Genomic DNA, 18421 nt, shown 5'->3' on the forward strand with positions numbered 1-18421 from the left:
AGGGCTTGGCAAGCCCTGCGTCCGTGGAGAGGTCGTACCCCACCGGGGGTATGAAGATGCGGGCGAGTCTCAGGACGCTGGCTGGGCGGCCCGGTCGGCGGTGCGGCGCAGCACGTCGACCAGGCTCGGGTGCAGCGCCTCGGGGAGGTCGTGCCCCATGCCGTCGATCAGCACCAGCTCGGCGCCGGGCACGGCGGCCGCCGTGGCCCGCCCGCCGGAGACGTGGACCATGTGGTCGGCGAGCCCGTGCACGACGGCGGTCGGCATCCGGAGCCCGCGCAGCCGGCGGGTGCGGTCGGGCTGGGTCAGCACGGCCAGCGTCTGGCGCAGCACGCCGCGGGCGTCGAAGCCGCGGTCGTAGGTCTCACGAGCCCGCTCCAGCAGCACCTCGTGCGCCACCGGGTACTCGGGGGAGCCGATCATCCTCCACAGGGCGGCGCTGGTCCGCACGTACGCCTCGCGACCGGGCTGTCGCGGCGCGACCAGCGCGGGCAGCAGCCGAGGGCTCTGCCAGCCGACGCTGCGTCGTCCGGTCGTCGACATGATGCTGGTCAGGGAGCGCACGCGACGCGGCTCGGCGATCGCCATGGTCTGGGCGACCATCCCTCCCATCGAGAGGCCGGCCACGTGGGCGGAGTCCAGGCCCAGGTGGTCCATCAGCCCGAAGGCGTCGTCCGCCAGGTCCGCCAGCGAGTACGGCGCACGGACTCGGCGACCCAGGAAGGCGCGCACCAGCATGGCGTGGGTGACCCGGCCGGGCATCCGGGTGGAGCGCCCGGTGTCCCGGTTGTCGTAGCGGACCACGAAGAACCCCGCCTCGGCCAGCTGCTCGCACAGGGCCGAGGGCCACCAGGTCATCGGTCCGCCGAGCCCCATCACCAGCAGCAGCGGGTCGGCCTCCGGATGGCCGAAGGTCTGGTAGCACAGCTCCACGCCGGGACTGACCGGTGCGAGCAGCTCCTCGGAGGGTGGGACCGGCCTGCGCCGGTCCGGGGTGCGTGACGGCATGCTCGCCAGTCAACCCGACTCCCCGGCGCCCCGCGAGCGGTTGCCGAAAACGGCCACGACCCTTGCCTCGGTGGCTAGCCTGCGCGATGTGACCCCCACCACACTGGCCCCGTTCCTGCGCCCCGAGGGCTTCGGGCCCGTGCCTGCCGCAGCGGTCCTGCGCGAGGGCAGCGTGGTCACCGAGCTGGGCCGGTACGCGCTGCGGCGCGGGCGGGAGCGGCTCGAGCGCCGCCCCTTCGCAGGTGGCTCGCCCGGCCGGGAGCTGGAGCCGGTGGTCCTGGTGCCGGGGTTCCTCGTGGGAGACCTGACGATGACGCCGATGGCCCAGGCGCTGCGCCGCGACGGGCTGCACACCTACCGCTCGCACATCCACGCCAACATCGGCTGCACCGTCAGCGCCGCCGACCAGCTCGAGGCGCGGCTGGAGTCGGTCGCGGCCCGGCGCGGGTCGCAGGTGCGGGTCGTCGGGCACAGCCTCGGCGGGATGCTGGCGCGCAGCGTCGCCGCCCGGCGTCCGGACCTGGTCTCCGGGATCGTCACGCTGGGCAGCCCGGTGCTGGCCCCGGGCGCTCACCACCCCAGCCTGACCGCCAGCGTGGAGCTGTTGGTGCGGCTCAGCCGGGCAGGCCTGCGCGGACTGATGGCCGAGGACTGCGTGGCGGGGGTGTGCGCCCGCTCAGCCTTCGACCAGTGCCAGGCCCCGCTCGCTCCCGCGGTCGACTACACCGCGGTCTTCTCCCGCCGGGACGGCGTGGTGGACCACCGGGCCTGCGTCGACCCCGCGGCGCGGGCGGTCGAGGTGACCTCCTCGCACCTGGGCATGGTGGTCGACCCCGAGGTGATCGACCTGGTCAGGGAGATCCTGGCGCAGCCGCGCCAGCTGTCACTTGTCGAAGTCGATCGCGGAGAAATTGCGTAGCTTGCCGAGCTGGTGCTCGGAGATGATGTTGCGGATCGTCCCGCTGCGCGAGCGCATCACCAGCGAGTGGGTGGTCGCCGCCCCGTTGGGCAGGTAGCGCACCCCCTGCATCAGCTCGCCGTCGGTGATGCCGGTGGCGACGAAGAAGCAGTCCTCGCCCGTGACCAGGTCGTCGGTGGTCAGGACGTGGTCCGGGTCGAGGTCGTGGCCGGCGTCCAGCGCCCGCTGCCGCTCCTCGTCGTCGGTGGGCCACAGGCGCGCCTGGATCACTCCGCCCAGCGCCTTCATCGCGCACGCCGCGATGATGCCCTCCGGAGTGCCGCCGACGCCCAGCAGCAGGTCGATGCCGGTCCCGGAACGGGCGGCCATGATGGCGCCCGCGACGTCGCCGTCGCTGATGAACTTGATCCGGGCACCGGCCGCCCGGATCTCCTCGGCCAGCTCCTGGTGGCGAGGACGGTCCAGCAGGACGACGGTGACGTCCTCGGCCTTGGAGCCCTTGGCCTTCGCCACCAGGTTGATGTTCTCGGCGACGGGCAGGCGGATGTCGACCACCCCGGCGGCCTCGGGGCCGGTGACGAGCTTCTCCATGTAGAAGACGGCAGAGGGGTCGTACATGCTGCCGCGGGGGGCCACCGCCATCACTGCGATCGCGTTGCTCATGCCCTTGGCGGTCAGCGTCGTCCCGTCGATCGGGTCCACCGCCACGTCGCACTCGGGGCCGGTGCCGTCGCCGACCTTCTCCCCGTTGTAGAGCATCGGAGCGTTGTCCTTCTCGCCCTCGCCGATCACCACGGTGCCGTTCATGGCGACGGTGGAGATCATCACCCGCATCGCGTTGACCGCGACCCCGTCCGCCCCGTTCTTGTCCCCACGCCCGACCCACCGACCGGCGGCCATCGCCGCGGCCTCGGTCACCCGGACCAGGTCGAGGGCCAGGTTGCGGTCGGGGGACTCGGGGGCGACGGTCAGGTCCGTGGGCGTCATGGGTCGCATGTTATCGACACCGGACCCGCTCACCGGACGCGCCGCTCCCGTCGGACGGCGGGACGCCGGGCGGTCCCTGGCGGGTGGGGGCGGACTGAGAGACTGGCGGCGTGAGTGAGAAGCCGGGCCGGTACCAGACCTCGATGGGCGCCATGATCGGCGCGATGTTCGTCCTGGTGGTGGGCGTCCTCGCCTTCGTGCTGCTGCGCGACCTCAACCGGGAGAGCGCGGAGACCGAGCCCGAGGCGATCGAGTGGCAGACCGCGGTCGTGGCCGCCCAGGACGCCGGCTACCGGATCGCCTACCCGGCCGAGCTGCCCGAGGGGTGGAAGGTCACCAGCCTCGACTTCACCCCCACGGACCCGCCCGCCTGGGGTCTGGGGATGCTCACCGACACCGGCGCCTTCGTGGGGATCCGCCAGGAGGACGAGCGCGTCCAGGACCTGCTCGAGGTGTACGTCGACGACCAGGCCACCGAGGAGGAGCCCGCGGAGATCGAGGGCGAGCTCGGTGGCCCGTGGGAGCGGTGGACCGACAGCGGCGGCGACGTGGCCCTGGTGCGTCCTCGGGACGGCGACGTGGTGATGGTCTACGGGTCGGCGTCCGAGGAGGTCGTCGAGCAGGTCGCCGCCTCGCTGACCGAGAAGAAGCTCACCGAGCTCGACCGCTCGGAGCCCGTGGCCGAGTAGTCAGTGCCGGCACTCCCGGGTCACTCCCGGTCGTCGGCCTCGATCGCGTCGTCCAGCCGCTTGCGGGCTCCGTCCAGCCACTCCTGGCACGCCTTGGCCAGGGCCTCGCCGCGCTCCCACAGGGTCAGCGACTCCTCGAGCGTGGTGCCGCCCTGCTCCAGCGTCCGCACCACCTCGATCAGCTCGTCGCGAGCCTCCTCGTAGGACAGCTGGTGGGGCTCAGCCATGGCTCGCTCCTGAATCGTTGGTGGGGTCGTCGGTGGGGGCGTTGGCCCGGTCGCTGGTCGGGTCACTGGTCGGGTCCGGATCGGTCGAGGTGGCGGTCGCGCGGACCCGGCCGTCGGCCAGGCGGACCGTGAACGGCATGCCGTCGCCGACCGTGGTCACGGAGGTGAGCACGTGGCCCGCCTCGTCCTGGACCACGGCGTACCCGCGCTGCAGGGTGGCCAGCGGGGAGAGGGAGCGGGCCCGGGCGCGGTGGTGCGCGGTATCGTCAGCGGCTCTGTCCAGGCGGTGGGAGAGGGTGCGGCGCGCGCGGGCGCGCAGCGCCAGCACCTCCTGCGACCGGACGTCGAGCAGGGTGCGGGGGTCGGCCAGGGCGGGTCGGGAGCGCAGCCCGTCGAGTCCGTGCTGCTCACGGTCGAGCCGGCCACGGACCAGCGCGCGGATCCGCTCCTGGGCCCACCGCACGCCGTTGAGCTCCTCGGCCATGTCGGGCACGACCTTCTTGGCGGCGTCGGTGGGGGTGGAGGCGCGGACGTCGGCCACCAGGTCGAGCAGCGGCTGGTCGGGCTCGTGGCCGATCGCCGAGACGACCGGGGTGCGCATCCGGTGCACCGCGCGGACCACCGCCTCGTCGCTGAAGGAGAGCAGGTCCTCCACGGAGCCGCCGCCGCGTGCCACCACGATCACGTCGACCTCGGGGTCGCGCTCGAGCCGGTCGAGCGCCTCGATCACCTCCGAGGCGGAGCGCGGACCCTGCATCGCCGCGTACGCGATCTCGAACCGGACCGCCGGCCAGCGACGCCGGGCGTTCTCCACGACGTCGCGCTCGGCGGCCGAGCCGGGTGCGGTGACCAGGCCGACCGTGCCGGGCAGGAACGGCAGGGGGCGCTTCAGCTCGGCGGCGAAGAGCCCCTCGGCAGCCAGCAGCTGGCGCCGGCGCTCGAGCCGGGCCAGCAGCTCGCCGAGCCCGACCATCCGGATGGACCGGACCGACAGGGAGAACGAGCCCCGGTTGGCGTAGTAGCTGGGCTTCGCGTGCACCACCACGCTGGCCCCCTCGACCAGCGGCGGGTTGAGCCCGTCGAACAGGACTCGCGGACAGGTGAGCGGCACCGAGATGTCGGCCACCGAGTCGCGCAGCGTCAGGAAGACGGTCTGCACGCCGGGACGGCGGTTGACCTGGGCGATCTGCCCCTCCACCCAGACCGCGCCCAGGCGGTCGATCCAGCCCGAGATCGCGGTGGCGATCTGCCGGACCGGTGCCGGCTGTTCGGGGGAGGTCTCCAGGGCCACGGCCGCCACCCTAGGCGACCGCTCCGACACCCCGCCCCACCCCGCGGTTGCTCGCCGTCCCACGGATCCCCGCTCAGCCGGGGATCGCGGGGGTTGGCACGCGTTGTAACCCGTACGAAGTACGTGGATCCCCGGCTAGCCGGGGATTCCGCGCCGGCCCCCGTAGACTCGTCTGACATGAGCATCCACCTGGGCACCCCGTCCGTCCTGACGGCCGACGAGGCGGAGAAGGCTGTGCTGCTGGCGGCCCCCCGCGGATACTGCGCCGGCGTCGACCGTGCGGTGATCACCGTGGAGAAGGCGCTCGACCTCTATGGCGCCCCGGTGTACGTCCGCAAGCAGATCGTGCACAACAAGCACGTCGTCTCCGGCTTGGAGGCGCGCGGCGCGATCTTCGTCGAGGAGCTGGACGAGGTGCCGCCCGGCGCCACCGTCGTCTTCTCCGCCCACGGCGTCTCGCCCGAGGTGCACCGCCAGGCCGCGGAGCGCGAGCTGAAGACGATCGACGCCACGTGTCCGCTGGTGACCAAGGTCCACCACGAGGCGAAGCGGTTCGCCGCCGACGACTACGACATCCTGCTGATCGGCCACGAGGGCCACGAAGAGGTCGAGGGCACCGCCGGCGAGGCGCCCGAGCACATCCAGCTCGTCCAGTCGCCCGCGGACGTCGCCGGCATCGTCGTCCGCGATCCGTCCCGGGTGGCCTGGCTCTCCCAGACCACCCTGTCGGTGGACGAGACCCTGGAGACGGTGGCGGCGATCCGGGAGAGGTTCCCGCTGCTGCTCGATCCGCCGTCGGACGACATCTGCTACGCCACCCAGAACCGTCAGCTGGCGGTCAAGGAGATCGCGGTCGGCGCCGACCTGGTGATCGTGGTCGGCTCGGGGAACTCCTCGAACTCGGTGCGGCTGGTCGAGGTGGCGCTGGAGGCCGGCGCCAAGGCCTCCTACCGGGTCGACGACGCCTCCGAGATCGACGAGGCCTGGCTCGAGGGCGTACGCACGGTCTCGGTGACCTCCGGCGCGTCGGTCCCCGAGGAGCTCGTGGACGGCGTCCTCGCGTTCCTCGCCGAGCGCGGCTACCCGGACGCCAAGGCCGTGACGTCCGCCGAGGAGTCGCTGATCTTCGCCCTCCCGCCCGAGCTGCGGCGCGACATCCGCAAGGCACAGCAGGGCGCCTGATGGCCAGGTACCTGGACGTCCACCCGGACAACCCGCAGACACGGCTGATCGGGCAGATCGCCACGGCCCTGCGCGACGACGCGCTGATCGCCTACCCGACAGACTCGGGCTACGCGCTGGGCTGCCAGCTCGGCAACCGGGACGGACGGGACCGGATCCTGCGCATCCGCCAGCTCGACGAGCGGCACGACTTCACCCTGATGTGCAAGGACTTCGCCCAGCTGGGCCAGTTCGTCAAGCTGGACAACTCGGCCTTCCGGGCGATCAAGGCTGCCACCCCGGGGCCGTACACCTTCATCCTCCCCGCCACCTCCGAGGTGCCGCGGCGGCTGATGCACCCCAAGAAGAAGACGGTCGGGGTCCGGATCACCGACCACCCGGTGGTCTGCAGCCTGCTGGACGAGCTGGGGGAGCCGCTGCTCACCAGCACGCTCATCCTCCCCGGCGAGACCGAGCCGCGCACGCTCGGCTGGGACGTGAAGGAAGAGCTGGACCACCAGGTCGACGTCGTGGTCGAGGCCGGCGAGACGCCGGCCGAGCCCACCACCGTGGTCGACTGGTCGCAGGGCTACCCCGAGGTGCTCAGGGTCGGCGCCGGCGACCCCTCCCGTTTCGAGGAGTGACGTCGGCGCGCGGCCAGGGTGACCAGCGCCAGGCCGTAGCCGACCAGCAGGGCGGTGCTGTGGTGGGCGAGGCCGCTCACCAGTGACTGCACCACCCCGTCGTCCGGCTCGGCGATCATCTCCGGGGCCACGGCCCCGAGCAGCGCGAAGACCCCGAGCATCAGGAACGGCGGCAGCAGCGACATCACGAAGAGAGCCTCGCCGGTCACTCGGACCGCCAGCCCCAGGCACAGGGTGATGAAGCAGAGGTCGAAGAAGAGGCTCAGCCGCCCCACCATCAGGTGGTCGAGCGCGACCACGGAGAGCGTCACCGCGAGCCCGAGCGCCACCACCTGGCGCCCGGACTCGGTGCCTGTCGCGTCTCGCGCCGGCCGTCGGCTCACGGCAGCAACCTAGGGGCCCGGCTCAGGCTTCGCGCGCCCGACGCGCCGCAGACTCGCCCGGCTCGCCGTGTTCGCCGCGTTCGACGGGGTCGCCACCACTGAGGCGGGCCAGGTCCGGGAACGCGGGGTCGTCGTCCAGCAGCGCCAGCTCGGCGGCGGTCTCGGCGTCCCGGGACGGCACGAGCTCGGTGGCGGAGAGGTTGCGCGGGGTCAGCTCGACCTGCCTGACCTCGGTCAGACCGGCGTCGACGACGCCGAGGGACTCGAACCGCCGGGCGGTGACCAGCACGCGTCCCTCCAGAGAGCCGACCGCCTGGTTGAAGGCGCGTACGGCGGTGGTGAGTCCGCGGCCCACCTGGGCCACGTGGTCGCCCAGGGTGCCGAGCCGTTCGTAGAGCTCGCGGCCCAGCCGCTGGACCTCGGCCACCTGGGAGGCGAGGGTCTCCTGGCTCCAGCCCATGGCGACCGTGCGGAGCAGGGCGATCAGGGTGGTCGGGGTGGCCAGCACCACCCGACGCTCGGCTGCGTGGTCGAGCAGGCCGGGTTCGGCCTCCAGGGCGGCGGAGAGGAAGGCCTCGGCCGGCACGAACAGCACCACGAAGTCCGGCGTCGAGGGCAGTGACTTCCAGTAGGCCTTGGCGGACAGCCCGTCGACGTGGGTGCGCAACTGGCGCGCGTGCCGGGCCAGGTGGGCCTGCCGCTCCTCGTCGTTGTCGCTCCCGGTGGCGTCGAGGAAGGCGTCGAGCGGGACCTTGGCGTCGACGACGACCTGGCGACCGCCCGCGAGGTTGACCACCAGGTCGGGGCGTCGGGCGCCGTCGTCGAGCTGGTGCTGCTCGGTGAAGTCACACCGGTCGACCATCCCGGCCAGCTCGACGGCACGGCGCAGGTGCATCTCGCCCCAGCGGCCCCGGACCTGCGGCTTGCGCAGGGCGGTGGCGAGCGAGGACGTCTCGCGGCGCAGCGACTCGGTGGTCATCCGCATCCCGTGGACCTGGGCGTTGAACTCGCCCTGCCAGGTCGCCCGGTCGTGGTGCAGGTCCTTGAGCTGGTCGGCCAGCCGCTCGAGCCCTTCCCGGATCACCGCCTGGTCGGCGGCGCGGGACTCCAGCGCCGCCACCGCCTGCGGCTCGGCGGCCCGACCTCGGGCCCAGAGCAGGCCGATGAGCGCTCCCAGGCCGAGTCCGAGGAGCAGCCCGGTCACCAGCGTCATCACGGTCGAGAGGTCCATGCCCACGATGATGGCGGTGACCACCGACACTCCTGCGTCCGGGACGGTCCGGCGCGTCAGGGGGAGTCGACGCCCGCCGGCTCCCAGAGCTGGACCGGGTTGTCCTCGGGGTCCACGAGGTCGGCGAAGCGGCCGTTGGGGTAGACCTCGTCGTGCACCTCGACCTCCACCCCGGCGCTGCGCAGCTGCGTCACCATGGCGTCGAGGTCACGGACCCGGAAGTTCACACCCCACCCCCGGCCGCCGAGGTGCGGTGAGTCGGTCGGCATGGCGGCGAGGACCGTGGAGCCTGCCTCCTGGCGCCACGAGGGCTCCCCGTAGCTCTCGGGTGCGGGGTCGATCCCCAGGTGGTCCGCGTACCACCGGGCCAGCACCTCGGGGTCCCGCGCGGCGAAGAAGAGCCCGCCGATCCCCGTCACCCGTTCCATGACCGGAGCCTAGTCCGGCGGGAGCGCGGAGCGCACCGTCAAGAGACGGGCTCAGGCCAGGTCGGCGACCACCGGCGCGTGGTCGGAGGCGCCCTTGCCGGCGCGCTCGTCCCGGTCGATGAACGCGTGGCTCACCCGGCCGGCCAACGAGGGGGAGCCCAGGATGAAGTCGATCCGCAGACCGCGATTGCGCTCGAACCGCTGCCGGTAGTAGTCCCAGTAGGTGTAGTTGTCCGGCTCCGGGGTGAACGGCCGGACCACGTCGGCGTACCCGTCGTCGAGGAAGCCCTGGAACGCCGCGCGCTCCGCGGGGGTGACGTGGGTGGAGTTCTTGAACTGGGCCGGGTCGAACACGTCGTCGTCGGTGGGGCAGACGTTCCAGTCGCCCACCAGGGCGGTGTCCTCGCCCAGCCAGCCCTTGGCCTGGTCCCGCAGCCGGGCCAGCCAGTCGAGCTTGTAGACGTAGTGCGGGTCGGCGGGCTTGCGGCCGTTCGGCACGTAGAGCGACCAGATCCGTACGCCGCCGCAGACCGCGCCGATCGCCCGGGCCTCGGCCTCGGCGGGCTCGCCGTACGTCGGCATCCCCTCGAAGCCGACCTGCACGTCCTCGAGACCCACCCGGCTGATCAGGGCGACCCCGTTCCACTGGCTGGTGCCCGCGGCGGCGACCTCGTAGCCCAGCGACTGCAGCCCCATCAGCGGGAGCTGGTCGACCTTGGCCTTGGTCTCCTGGACGGCGAGCACGTCGACGTCGTGGCGCTCCAGGAAGGCCTCGACGCGGTCGATGCGGGAGCGGAGGGAGTTGACGTTCCAGGTCGCGATGCGCACCGGCGGCAGTCTAGGTGAGGAAGGGATCGAGCAGGCCCGGGGTTGCCTCGTCGGCGAGCGAGACCGCCCGGCCCAGGGGCACGTCGCGCAGCACGACCCGCTCCGGCGCCGCGGCCGTGGTGGCGGTGAGCGTGGCCAGTCCGGCGCGTCGCTGGAAGAAGGACTGCTCGACCACCCAGCCGATGATCCCGTCGCGCTCCAGGACGGTCCGGGTCCGGGTGCTGCTGCCGCTGCCGACGACCAGGTGGTGCTCGGTCAGCGCGTGGCCCAGGTGCGCGTACGTCGCCTCGGCCAGCACGACGCCGAGCACGGCGAGGAACGGGACGATGCTCCAGGTGGCCCAGTCGGGGAGCCAGTCGCGGGGCCCGGAGGTCACCTGGGGCAGGTGCAGCACGACCAGGACGACGAGCGCGGTCAGCGTCAGCCACTGGGACCGCACGTGCGCGCGCCGGCGGGCGCGCGGACCGTGCTGGGTCAGCGCGACGGCGAGCGGACGCTCGTCGCCGAGGAGGCGGCCGCCCACGCCCGCCGCCACACCCGTCGGGCACGGTGGGAGGAGGGCCGCGGAGCCGGCGTCGATCCCGGTGGCGAGGATGGAGAGCTCTGCACCGCCGACGACGCGGAGCAGCACCTTCTCCTCGAGCCGGACGCCGCGCACCCGCTGCTCCTCCACGCTGATCGAGCGCGTGGTGACCAGTCCGGAGACCCGGTGCAGGGAGCCGTCGTACCGGGTCACGCGCAGGCCCCACCACTGTGCGAGGTACCCCAGGGTCGAGAGCACGATCCAGGCGACCAGGGCGACGGTGACCAGCCCCGCCACCACGACCACGACGGCGTACCCGGTCACCCATTCCACGGCGTCCTGCACGTCGTCCGGCTCGATCACCGGGAAGTCGTCGAGGACCTGGGTGAGGAACCCGAAGGCACTGGCGACGATGACCAGACGGGCCAGGCTGAACGGGGCGAACCGGGCCCACGCCGGGTCGAGGGTCGCGAGCAGCTCGACATCCGGTGCGCCCATGGTCGGCGGGTACGGCGAGTCCTCGCCCGTGACGCCCGTGCCGTCGAGGTCGTCGGGACCAGCGGCGCCCGGGACCTGGGGCGGGGCAGCGGCCCGCCGCCGGGCCAGCAGGGTGGTGCGCAGCCGCTCGGCCTGCTCCACGGTGACGGCGTCGAGCACGATGCGCTCGTCGTCGACGCCGGTGCCGATCTGGACCTTGCGCAGCCCGAGCATCCGGTGCAGCAGCGGGCCCTCGAGGTCGACGCTGCGGATCCGGTCGAGCCGCACCGTGGAGGTCTTGGTGTTGAGCAGTCCGGTGCGCTGCTGGTACTGCTCCTCGTCGAGCCGGAACCAGGTGGTCAGCCAGGGGATCACCCCGAGCACGGCCGCGCCGACGAGGAACACCGGCAGGGCGACCAGGGTCAGCACGGGCCGGTCGCTGGTGCTCAGGCCCACCACCACGGCGATCAGGGGCAGGAGGAAGGCGCGGAGCACGGACACGGGGTCGATCAAGAGCTTGCGGGCGCTCAGCCGCTGCCAGCCCGCGCCCTCGGCGGGCCGGTTCACGTGGCGTCGCCCTCGCTGGCCCCGGTGATCGCGGTCAGCTGGGCGACCAGGGTGCGGGCCTCCTCGGCGTCCAGCCCCTCGATGGTGATCGGGCCGGCAGCCGAGGCCGTGGTCACGGTCAGGGACGCCAGCCGGTAGCGGCGCATCAGGGCGCCCTGGTGCGACTCCACCGTCTGGACCCGGTTCAGCGGTGCGATCCGGGTCTCCAGCGAGAGCCAGCCGGATCGGGTGTGCACGGCCTGCGGCGTGACCTCCCAGCGGTGCACGCGGTAGCGGAGCCCGGGCACCACGAAGGTGTACACGCCGTTGACCACCACGAGGACGGCCACCAGGACGGTCGCCCACCAGGGCCACTCGGGGAGGACGAGGAAGAGGACCCCGGCGGCGGCGATCTCGGCGAGCGCGCCGAGCAGCGCCTTGGTCCGCCAGTAGCCGACGGCCCGCGGGCAGACCCGGTGCGCGGGGTCGCGCAGGACCTCCGAGGAGGGCGGCGGCACGGCGGCGGGGTCTGACGGCTCCAGGCTCACGCGGTGAGCCTGCCACACGGCGCCGACGGCCGACGCGGGACGGCGGAACCGCGTGGACGCGGGCTCGGCGGGCCCCGCGAGATTGGGTCGGGTGCGGGCGCCGGACCTAGACTCGGCGCCCGTGGCCCTCACCATCGGAATCGTCGGACTGCCCAACGCTGGCAAGTCCACCCTCTTCAACGCCCTGACCAAGAACGACGTGCTCGCGGCGAACTACCCGTTCGCGACGATCGAGCCCAACGTCGGCGTGGTCGGGGTGCCGGACTCCCGCCTGGCCGTGCTGGCCGGGATCTTCGGCTCGGAGAAGATCCTGCCCGCGACCGTCGAGTTCGTCGACATCGCCGGCATCGTCCGCGGCGCCTCGCAGGGGGAGGGCCTGGGCAACAAGTTCCTCTCCCACATCCGCGAGTCCTCCGCGATCTGCCAGGTCACCCGGGTCTTCCGCGACGAGGACGTCACCCACGTCGACGGCGAGGTCAACCCCGGCAACGACATCTCCACGATCCAGACCGAGCTGATCCTGGCCGACCTGGAGACGGTGGAGAAGGCGATCACCCGGCTGGAGAAGGAGTCGCGCAAGGTCAAGGACCTGGTGGCGAACCTCGAGGCCGCCCGCGAGGCCAAGGAGGCGCTCGAGTCGGGTACGCCGATCAGCTCCACCTCGATCGACCGCAGCCTGCTGCGCGAGCTCTCGCTGCTCACCGCCAAGCCGTTCATCTACGTCTTCAACTGCGACGCCGACGAGCTGGCCGACGAGGAGCTCAAGACGAAGATGCGCGAGCTGGTCGCCCCGGCCGAGGCGATCTTCCTGGACGCGAAGTTCGAGTCCGAGCTGGTCGAGCTCGACGACGAGGAGGCCGCGGAGTTCCTGGCCGAGGCCGGCGTCACCGAGCCCGGCCTGGAGGTGCTGGCCCGGGTCGGCTTCGACACCCTCGGGCTGCAGACCTACCTGACCGCCGGCCCCAAGGAGACCCGGGCCTGGACGATCCCCAAGGGCGCCACCGCGCCCGAGGCGGCGGGGGTCATCCACACCGACTTCCAGAAGGGCTTCATCAAGGCCGAGATCGTCTCCTTCGACGACCTCGTCGCCGCGGGCACCATGGCCAAGGCCAAGGAGGCCGGCAAGGTCCGCATGGAGGGCAAGGACTACGTGATGGCGGACGGCGACGTGGTGGAGTTCCGCTTCAACGTCTGACGGGTTTGCGTTTGCGCAGGTCAGAAGGCATTTGGGAGCCTCTCAGGCCCGTTCTGCCCTCAGTGTGCCCTCACCAGAACCGGCGACTTCGGCGAACAGCAGCGCTGCGGCGTCCCTGACGCGGTCCTCCGCGGTGGGCCACAGGTGGGCGTACGTGGTGAGCGTGGTGGTCGACTTCGCGTGCCCCAGAGCACGCTGGACGACGACCACGTCGCAGCCCGACGCGATCAGCCCGGAGGCGTAGAAGTGCCGCAGGTCGTGCAGCCGGACGCCGGAGACGCTGGCCCGTCGCAGGGTGGTGCGCCATCGGTGACCGATGGTGTTCTGGTGCGGTGGTACGTCCTCGACCTCGGCGAAGAGCCAGTCGTACGGCAGGCCCAGCGCGACGTGTTCGGACAGCATCTGCAGGAGCGCGTCGGGGACGTGGACGGTGCGCTCGGAGTTGTACTTCGGCAGCCGGATCTCATAGCCCCCGTCGAGGCGCTGGACCTGCCGGCGCACATGCACCTGGCGGCGTAGGAAGTCGACGTCGCCCATCTGCAGCGCGGCGGCTTCCCCGAGCCGGAGGCCGGCGAAGGTGCACAGGCCCACGAAGGCGCGGAACCGCGGCTCGGCGGCCTCGAGGATGTCGCGGATCATCTCCGGGGTGGGGATCTCCATGGCTGCTTCGCGCCGCCGCAGCCGCGGCAGCCGGACCTGGACGGTCGGGTCGACGGCGATCATGCCGTCGCGGACGGCCGCCTTGAACACCGTGCGCACGTTGACGAAGCGGGTCTTGATGGTGCCCGGTGCGAGCGGTCGCGCCCGCTTGGCCGTGGGGACCGTCATCGACTTCACCCACGCCTCGACATGGCTGGGACGGATCAGCCGGAGGTCGACCTCGGCGAAGGTGGTCGACTTCGCGGCGAGGGACATCGCCTGCCGGGTTCCGTCGGTCCAGAGCTGGTCGGCACTCCACGCCTCGAAATAGGCCAGGAACGACACCTTGCCGGCCTCGGGGTCGACCCAGCGGCCGCGGTCCAGGGCGTCGAGCTGCTGGCGGCGCCACCGCACCGCATCGACCTGCCGGTCGAAGGACCGTTCGTGCTGACGGCCCGTCTCGGGGTTGCGGTAGCGCGCCCGCCAGGAGTCGCCGCGCCGGCTGATCCCCTCAGGCATCGGGAACCCCGGGCTGCTCGATGGACGCCATGGCCTTCCTCTCCGAGACCCACCACGGTAACCGCGTCCACCCACGACGGTCGAGGACGACGACTGGTCCCACCCCATTGGTAGTGGTCCCTGGGCGTCGCTGTCGGAAACGAGTCCCTGACCGGCCGAGGTGATCGCCAGAGCGTGGCCGCGGCCCTTGGTGACTGACCAGCCGCAACCACGACCGCCTGAGGGAGACGCGACGCCATGCGACACAACAACAAGAGCCAGGACCACCCGACCCTCTGGGACCAGCCCCACGAGAGCCGCCAGCCACGCCCAACGCCGCCTCCACTGCCGGCCCAGCGTCCAGCCAAGCCCATGGAGCACCAAGAGCTGTGGAACATCGAGGACGTGGCCAACTACCTCGGCGTGCCAAAGCAGACCGTCTACTCGTGGCGAACCACGGGCTACGGCCCCCAGGGCTTCCGTGTCGGCAAGCACCTCCGCTGGCGGGCTGCGACGGTCATCACCTGGACCCTGGGGCTGGAACAGCAGCGGTAAGGGACGCAACCGACACCTGCCTGGTCACGGGCATTGCACCCAGATAGATGCAGCACGGGTGACACATGGATGCAATGGCCTTCCGCTTGCTTGAACCACCCTCCGAGTCGGAGGATGAGGCCGTCGCAGGTGTTGTCACATCTCGCGGCCCTAGGGTGAGCGACCACGAAGTCAGAGGCATCAGGTACGGCTAGACGCATCCTCCGAGATGTTGACGGAGGCGCCCCCTACGATGAGCGCATGGCGGGCAGGCACCTGAAGGAGATCTTTAAGGCGTTCCAGACTCGAGACGAGCTGGCGTTTCGGCGCGCCGCTTCAGAAATTATCGAGGAGGAGCAGGCGAAGCACCACAACGCCCTGGCACGAGACCTGCAGAAGCTCCTAGTCGCCGGGGGCGGTGCGGTCGACACCTCCTCGACGATCATCGTCCCCGCACCCCCGAAAGATCGTGAGGGCGAGTGGGATCTGGGCGAGGTGAAGGAACCTGGCCGGCTTCTTGAGGACCTCATCCTCGATCCACAGATTGTCCAGACCCTTGAGGGCCTCGTCGAGGAGATAGGCCAATGGTCCGCCCTGGACTCGGCCGGAATCCCTCGCAGGCAACGCCTGCTTCTCGAGGGCCCACCAGGCTGTGGGAAAACGACAGCCGCAGAGGCTCTGGCGACAGAACTAGGCCGACCATTTCTGCTTGTACGACTCGACGCAGTGGTTTCGTCCTATCTAGGTGAAACGGCGAGCAACCTGCGACGCATCCTCGACTATGCCGACCAAGCTCCGTTCGTTGTTCTCTTCGATGAATTTGACGCACTCGGAAGGTCGCGCGACGATTACTCAGAACATGGCGAGATGAAGCGAGTCGTGACGGCGTTCCTCCAGATGACGGACCGTTATCGGGGTCCAAGCCTGCTCATAGCGGCCACGAACCATTCTGGGCTGTTGGACCAAGCGTTGTGGCGTCGTTTCGACGAAGTACTCACGTTCCGGATGCCAACCGTCCATGAGTTGCGCAGACTTCTTCGTCTGCGCCTCAAGCGTGTATCCCACTCAGGGGTCGACGTCGATCTCTACGCAAGCGCGTTAAAGGGCCGACCTCATGCGGCTGCCGACAAGCTAGTTACTGATGCCCGGCGGCACGCGATGCTGCGCCATGCCAATTCGGTCGAATCACAAGATTTTGACGCGGTCTTACGCGGCGTGACCGCTCGTCCGTGGTAAACCCGGCGCATGCCACAGCACCTACTGCTACCTGATCCACGCCGGTTGCCCTCCAGACGGGCTGGCGGCGGTGGCGGTGGCACGCCGGCACGGCAGCCAGGACAGCACGGTCGCCACCTGCGCCAGCAACTCACGAGCGCCTTCCGCACCCCGCGACGGCTCGACCTCGGGGTTGATCCCACTCTGGTCTTCAAGATCAAAGCCGGGTCTCGACCTGAAGACTCTGCGTTTGAGGGCCGGGGTCTGCAGGTGCTGGGCGAGACGGTCGACTACACGTATTTTGTGCTCGCTGACGACCAAGGTTCTGCCTTCTCGGCGGCGATCGAGCGCTACACGCGGACCGGGGATATGCGTTCGTTCTTCAACATGATTGAAGATATTGAACCCTACGGACCGGACGACAGGCGGGGACCCGGGGTCGACAGTGCCGCGATCCCCTTCGTCGGCACTCGCGTGCTCGATGTGAGCATCTGGCCGGCCAGCACTCTGCGGGACGCTCAGTCTCGGGTTGAGACGATCATGGCAATACTAGAACGCACCGGCGGGCGGATCGCACTGCGATCCGTGAGTGCCCGCAGGACATATCTCCGCGTCGAGGTCAGCCTGGATGGTCTCAATGACCTTCTTGAGACAAGTGTCGTCGAGGTCATCCGGGTTCCACCGGTGCCGTTCATCGATTTTCGCGATTGGCGTGACCTAGCCATCGAGGACATCAGGCGCGACAACGAGATTGGTGCTGTCGTAGGAGTTCTTGACGATGCACCCGCGACCACCCATCCACTGCTTGATGGTCTTGTGCTGTCGGTCGACTCCCTATCACCGACCTACTACCAATGGCAGCAGATCGGCAGTCACGGCACCGAGGTTGTGGGCCGAGTCCTCTACCCGGACCTCCACAGCCAATTGCGTGACCTCGAACCCCTAGTTTCCGTCGGAGCAGTCCGGGTCGTTCGGATCCTCGAACCGGATCCGGCAATGCCCGACGGTTCACCCCGATTCGCGACGTACGCACTGCCGCACGATCTGGTCGAACAAGCAATCCGCCATCTTCATCAGGCGCACGGAGTCAAAGTCTTCAATATGTCGATCGGGTACTCCGAGCCTTTCAGCGACATCCACGTAGGGCCGCTGACCGAAACGATCGATGACCTTGTTCGGGAGCTCGGGATCGTCGTCGTGGTTCCAACTGGAAATGCGGGTATCAGCCTCAACGCTCGTACGGCCAGCGGGCATCACATTATTGACGACAAGCCGCAGTTTCATTTCACCCCGGAGCACCGTCTGTCTGAGCCTGCTCCCGCAGCGCTTGCTGTCACGGTCGGTTCCATCGCGCTAAGCGGTGCTCCCGCGGAACTGCCAAACCGAGTTGGTTGGAGGGCGGCGGCTGGGCCTGATGAGGCCTCTCCCTTCAGTCGAGGAGGGCCGGGGCTCGGGACCACCCAGCGGCGGACGAACAAGCCCGAACTTACCCACTACGGCGGAAACGTCGTCGTGAATGACACGGGAAACGCGGTCAGGAACGATCCGGGAGCCAGCATCATCAGCACGTCCTCGCGCCTCGGAGACGGCCGCCTCTTTGCCTCGGTCAACGGCACCAGCTTCGCAGCTCCCGCAGTTGCCCGTATCGCGGCGGACATTGCCTATGAGTATCCAGAGGCTTCTGGGAATCTGATCCGCGCTCTACTTGTCACAAGTGCTGCCCATCCGTCTCCTGCGGCGACGCTGACCGCGCCGTACCAGCGTCTACGGGTCTACGGGTACGGCAAGCCGACCCGCCAGCGCGCCGTCACCAGTGGCTCGAACCGCGCGACCATGACGTTTGACGGAACGATGCAGATCGACACTGTCCAGATTCACCCTCTTCCGGTGCCGGAGGTTTTTCGCCGGGGAAGTGGTGGAGAGCGCAGCATTGCCGTTGCTCTCGCATTCGATCCACCTGTCAGGCGCCAGCGCCGCGAGTACCTTGCGGCCTCGATGAAGGTCGACATCTATCGGGACATCGACCCGGACGAGCTCGCGGACATTCTGATCAAGCAGGACCCAGACGACCCCAGCGACATGATCACCGATCGGCGGCGCCTAGCGTTGGACCCGGGGAGTAATTCGTTTACCAACAGCACCCTGCATCTGAGGCGGTGGAGCGCCCGGAACTCCTTTATCAACGACGACGACACGTTCTATCTGGTCGTGACGCACAAGGCTCAGACTTGGGCTCGCAATGAGCCGAGCTACCTCGAGCAGTCGTACGCCCTAGCCGTGACGCTGGAGGACCAGAATCTGGTTGAAGCAGACCTCCACCAATTGTTGACTCAACAGGTTCACTTGCCGGCACGCATTCGTGTTCGGGCCTGAAGTCCACCGATGTTGCCGAGTGCACCCGGCTGATGCGAGGCGAGGTACACCTCGAGTGAAAGAACGTCCATGACCAC

The 18421-nt window shown here is 70.1% G+C and carries 19 protein-coding genes; 8 read left to right on the forward strand and 11 right to left on the reverse strand.

Translation table 11 applies throughout. From position 1 onward, the window contains the following. Positions 1-69 precede the first annotated feature (69 nt). A complete protein-coding gene (locus H8838_RS05520) occupies positions 70-1008 on the reverse strand; it encodes an alpha/beta fold hydrolase (RefSeq protein WP_185996430.1) in 939 nt (312 codons plus the stop codon). Between the two features lie 88 nt (positions 1009-1096). Here H8838_RS05520 and H8838_RS05525 point away from each other — a divergent pair, with 88 nt between their 5' ends. Further along, positions 1097-1927 carry an alpha/beta fold hydrolase gene (locus H8838_RS05525; RefSeq protein WP_185996431.1) on the forward strand — a complete coding sequence of 277 codons (831 nt, stop codon included), beginning with the start codon at positions 1097-1099 and terminating at the stop codon, positions 1925-1927. On the opposite strand, the gene glpX is transcribed toward H8838_RS05525, so the two are convergent. Continuing rightward, on the reverse strand, positions 1892-2914 hold the full coding sequence (gene glpX, locus H8838_RS05530) for a class II fructose-bisphosphatase (protein ID WP_181311456.1): 1023 nt from the start codon (positions 2912-2914) through the stop codon (positions 1892-1894). The two genes, H8838_RS05525 and glpX, sit on opposite strands and share 36 nt — an antisense overlap. 110 nt (positions 2915-3024) lie before the next feature. On the opposite strand from glpX, the gene H8838_RS05535 reads away from it, so the two are divergent. Then, positions 3025-3603: a DUF4245 domain-containing protein gene (locus H8838_RS05535; RefSeq protein ID WP_181311455.1), complete on the forward strand. Its 579-nt coding sequence runs from the start codon at positions 3025-3027 to the stop codon at positions 3601-3603. 20 nt (positions 3604-3623) lie between these two features. Here H8838_RS05535 and H8838_RS05540 read toward each other — a convergent pair whose 3' ends face one another. Further along, on the reverse strand, positions 3624-3830 hold the full coding sequence (locus H8838_RS05540; RefSeq protein ID WP_185996432.1) for an exodeoxyribonuclease VII small subunit: 207 nt from the start codon (positions 3828-3830) through the stop codon (positions 3624-3626). Beyond that, positions 3823-5121, reverse strand: a complete 1299-nt coding sequence (gene xseA, locus H8838_RS05545) for an exodeoxyribonuclease VII large subunit (RefSeq protein WP_185996433.1) — start codon at positions 5119-5121, stop codon at positions 3823-3825. Before xseA ends, H8838_RS05540 begins: the two co-directional genes overlap by 8 nt. Positions 5122-5298: 177 nt before the next feature. Here xseA and H8838_RS05550 point away from each other — a divergent pair, with 177 nt between their 5' ends. Continuing rightward, positions 5299-6303, forward strand: a complete 1005-nt coding sequence (locus H8838_RS05550) for a 4-hydroxy-3-methylbut-2-enyl diphosphate reductase (RefSeq protein ID WP_185996434.1) — start codon at positions 5299-5301, stop codon at positions 6301-6303. Beyond that, positions 6303-6926 carry an L-threonylcarbamoyladenylate synthase gene (locus H8838_RS05555; RefSeq protein ID WP_185996435.1) on the forward strand — a complete coding sequence of 208 codons (624 nt, stop codon included), beginning with the start codon at positions 6303-6305 and terminating at the stop codon, positions 6924-6926. The genes H8838_RS05550 and H8838_RS05555 overlap by 1 nt, the downstream gene beginning before the upstream one ends. Here H8838_RS05555 and H8838_RS05560 read toward each other — a convergent pair. Genes H8838_RS05560 through H8838_RS05585 form a run of 6 tightly spaced genes read right to left on the reverse strand, consistent with a single transcriptional unit; the run spans position 6872 to position 11890 of the window. Then, complete coding sequence (locus H8838_RS05560) at positions 6872-7309, reverse strand: DUF6542 domain-containing protein (protein ID WP_181311450.1); 438 nt, start codon at positions 7307-7309, stop codon at positions 6872-6874. The genes H8838_RS05555 and H8838_RS05560 overlap by 55 nt on opposite strands. A gap of 22 nt (positions 7310-7331) precedes the next feature. Then, entirely contained in the window at positions 7332-8540 is a 1209-nt protein-coding gene (locus tag H8838_RS05565; protein ID WP_185996436.1) for a DNA recombination protein RmuC, read from the reverse strand. Between the two features lie 56 nt (positions 8541-8596). Then, complete coding sequence (locus tag H8838_RS05570; RefSeq protein WP_185996437.1) at positions 8597-8968, reverse strand: VOC family protein; 372 nt, start codon at positions 8966-8968, stop codon at positions 8597-8599. Positions 8969-9019: 51 nt separating this feature from the next. Further along, positions 9020-9796, reverse strand: coding sequence for an exodeoxyribonuclease III (locus H8838_RS05575; RefSeq protein WP_181311447.1), 777 nt, complete (start codon positions 9794-9796; stop codon positions 9020-9022). 10 nt (positions 9797-9806) lie between these two features. After that, positions 9807-11363, reverse strand: coding sequence for a PH domain-containing protein (locus H8838_RS05580; RefSeq protein WP_185996438.1), 1557 nt, complete (start codon positions 11361-11363; stop codon positions 9807-9809). Next, positions 11360-11890, reverse strand: a complete 531-nt coding sequence (locus tag H8838_RS05585; RefSeq protein ID WP_224766404.1) for a PH domain-containing protein — start codon at positions 11888-11890, stop codon at positions 11360-11362. Before H8838_RS05585 ends, H8838_RS05580 begins: the two co-directional genes overlap by 4 nt. Positions 11891-12011: 121 nt before the next feature. Here H8838_RS05585 and ychF point away from each other — a divergent pair, with 121 nt between their 5' ends. Then, positions 12012-13085, forward strand: coding sequence for a redox-regulated ATPase YchF (ychF, locus tag H8838_RS05590; RefSeq protein WP_181311444.1), 1074 nt, complete (start codon positions 12012-12014; stop codon positions 13083-13085). Positions 13086-13127: 42 nt separating this feature from the next. Here ychF and H8838_RS05595 read toward each other — a convergent pair whose 3' ends face one another. Then, positions 13128-14243, reverse strand: a complete 1116-nt coding sequence (locus tag H8838_RS05595; protein WP_185996440.1) for a tyrosine-type recombinase/integrase — start codon at positions 14241-14243, stop codon at positions 13128-13130. A gap of 351 nt (positions 14244-14594) precedes the next feature. On the opposite strand from H8838_RS05595, the gene H8838_RS05600 reads away from it, so the two are divergent. The 3 genes from H8838_RS05600 to H8838_RS05610 all read left to right on the forward strand — a co-directional run bounded on the left by H8838_RS05600 (position 14595) and on the right by H8838_RS05610 (position 18344). Further along, positions 14595-14777 carry a helix-turn-helix transcriptional regulator gene (locus H8838_RS05600; protein ID WP_185996441.1) on the forward strand — a complete coding sequence of 61 codons (183 nt, stop codon included), beginning with the start codon at positions 14595-14597 and terminating at the stop codon, positions 14775-14777. Between the two features lie 240 nt (positions 14778-15017). Beyond that, the gene (locus H8838_RS05605) at positions 15018-15992 is read left to right on the forward strand and encodes an AAA family ATPase (RefSeq protein WP_185996442.1); all 975 of its coding nucleotides are present in this window, start codon (positions 15018-15020) and stop codon (positions 15990-15992) included. A 249-nt stretch (positions 15993-16241) separates the two neighbouring features. Further along, a complete protein-coding gene (locus H8838_RS05610; RefSeq protein WP_224766405.1) occupies positions 16242-18344 on the forward strand; it encodes a S8 family peptidase in 2103 nt (700 codons plus the stop codon). Positions 18345-18421: the final 77 nt, after the last annotated feature.

Source organism: Nocardioides campestrisoli (genome assembly GCF_013624435.2).
GTDB lineage: Bacteria > Actinomycetota > Actinomycetes > Propionibacteriales > Nocardioidaceae > Nocardioides > Nocardioides campestrisoli.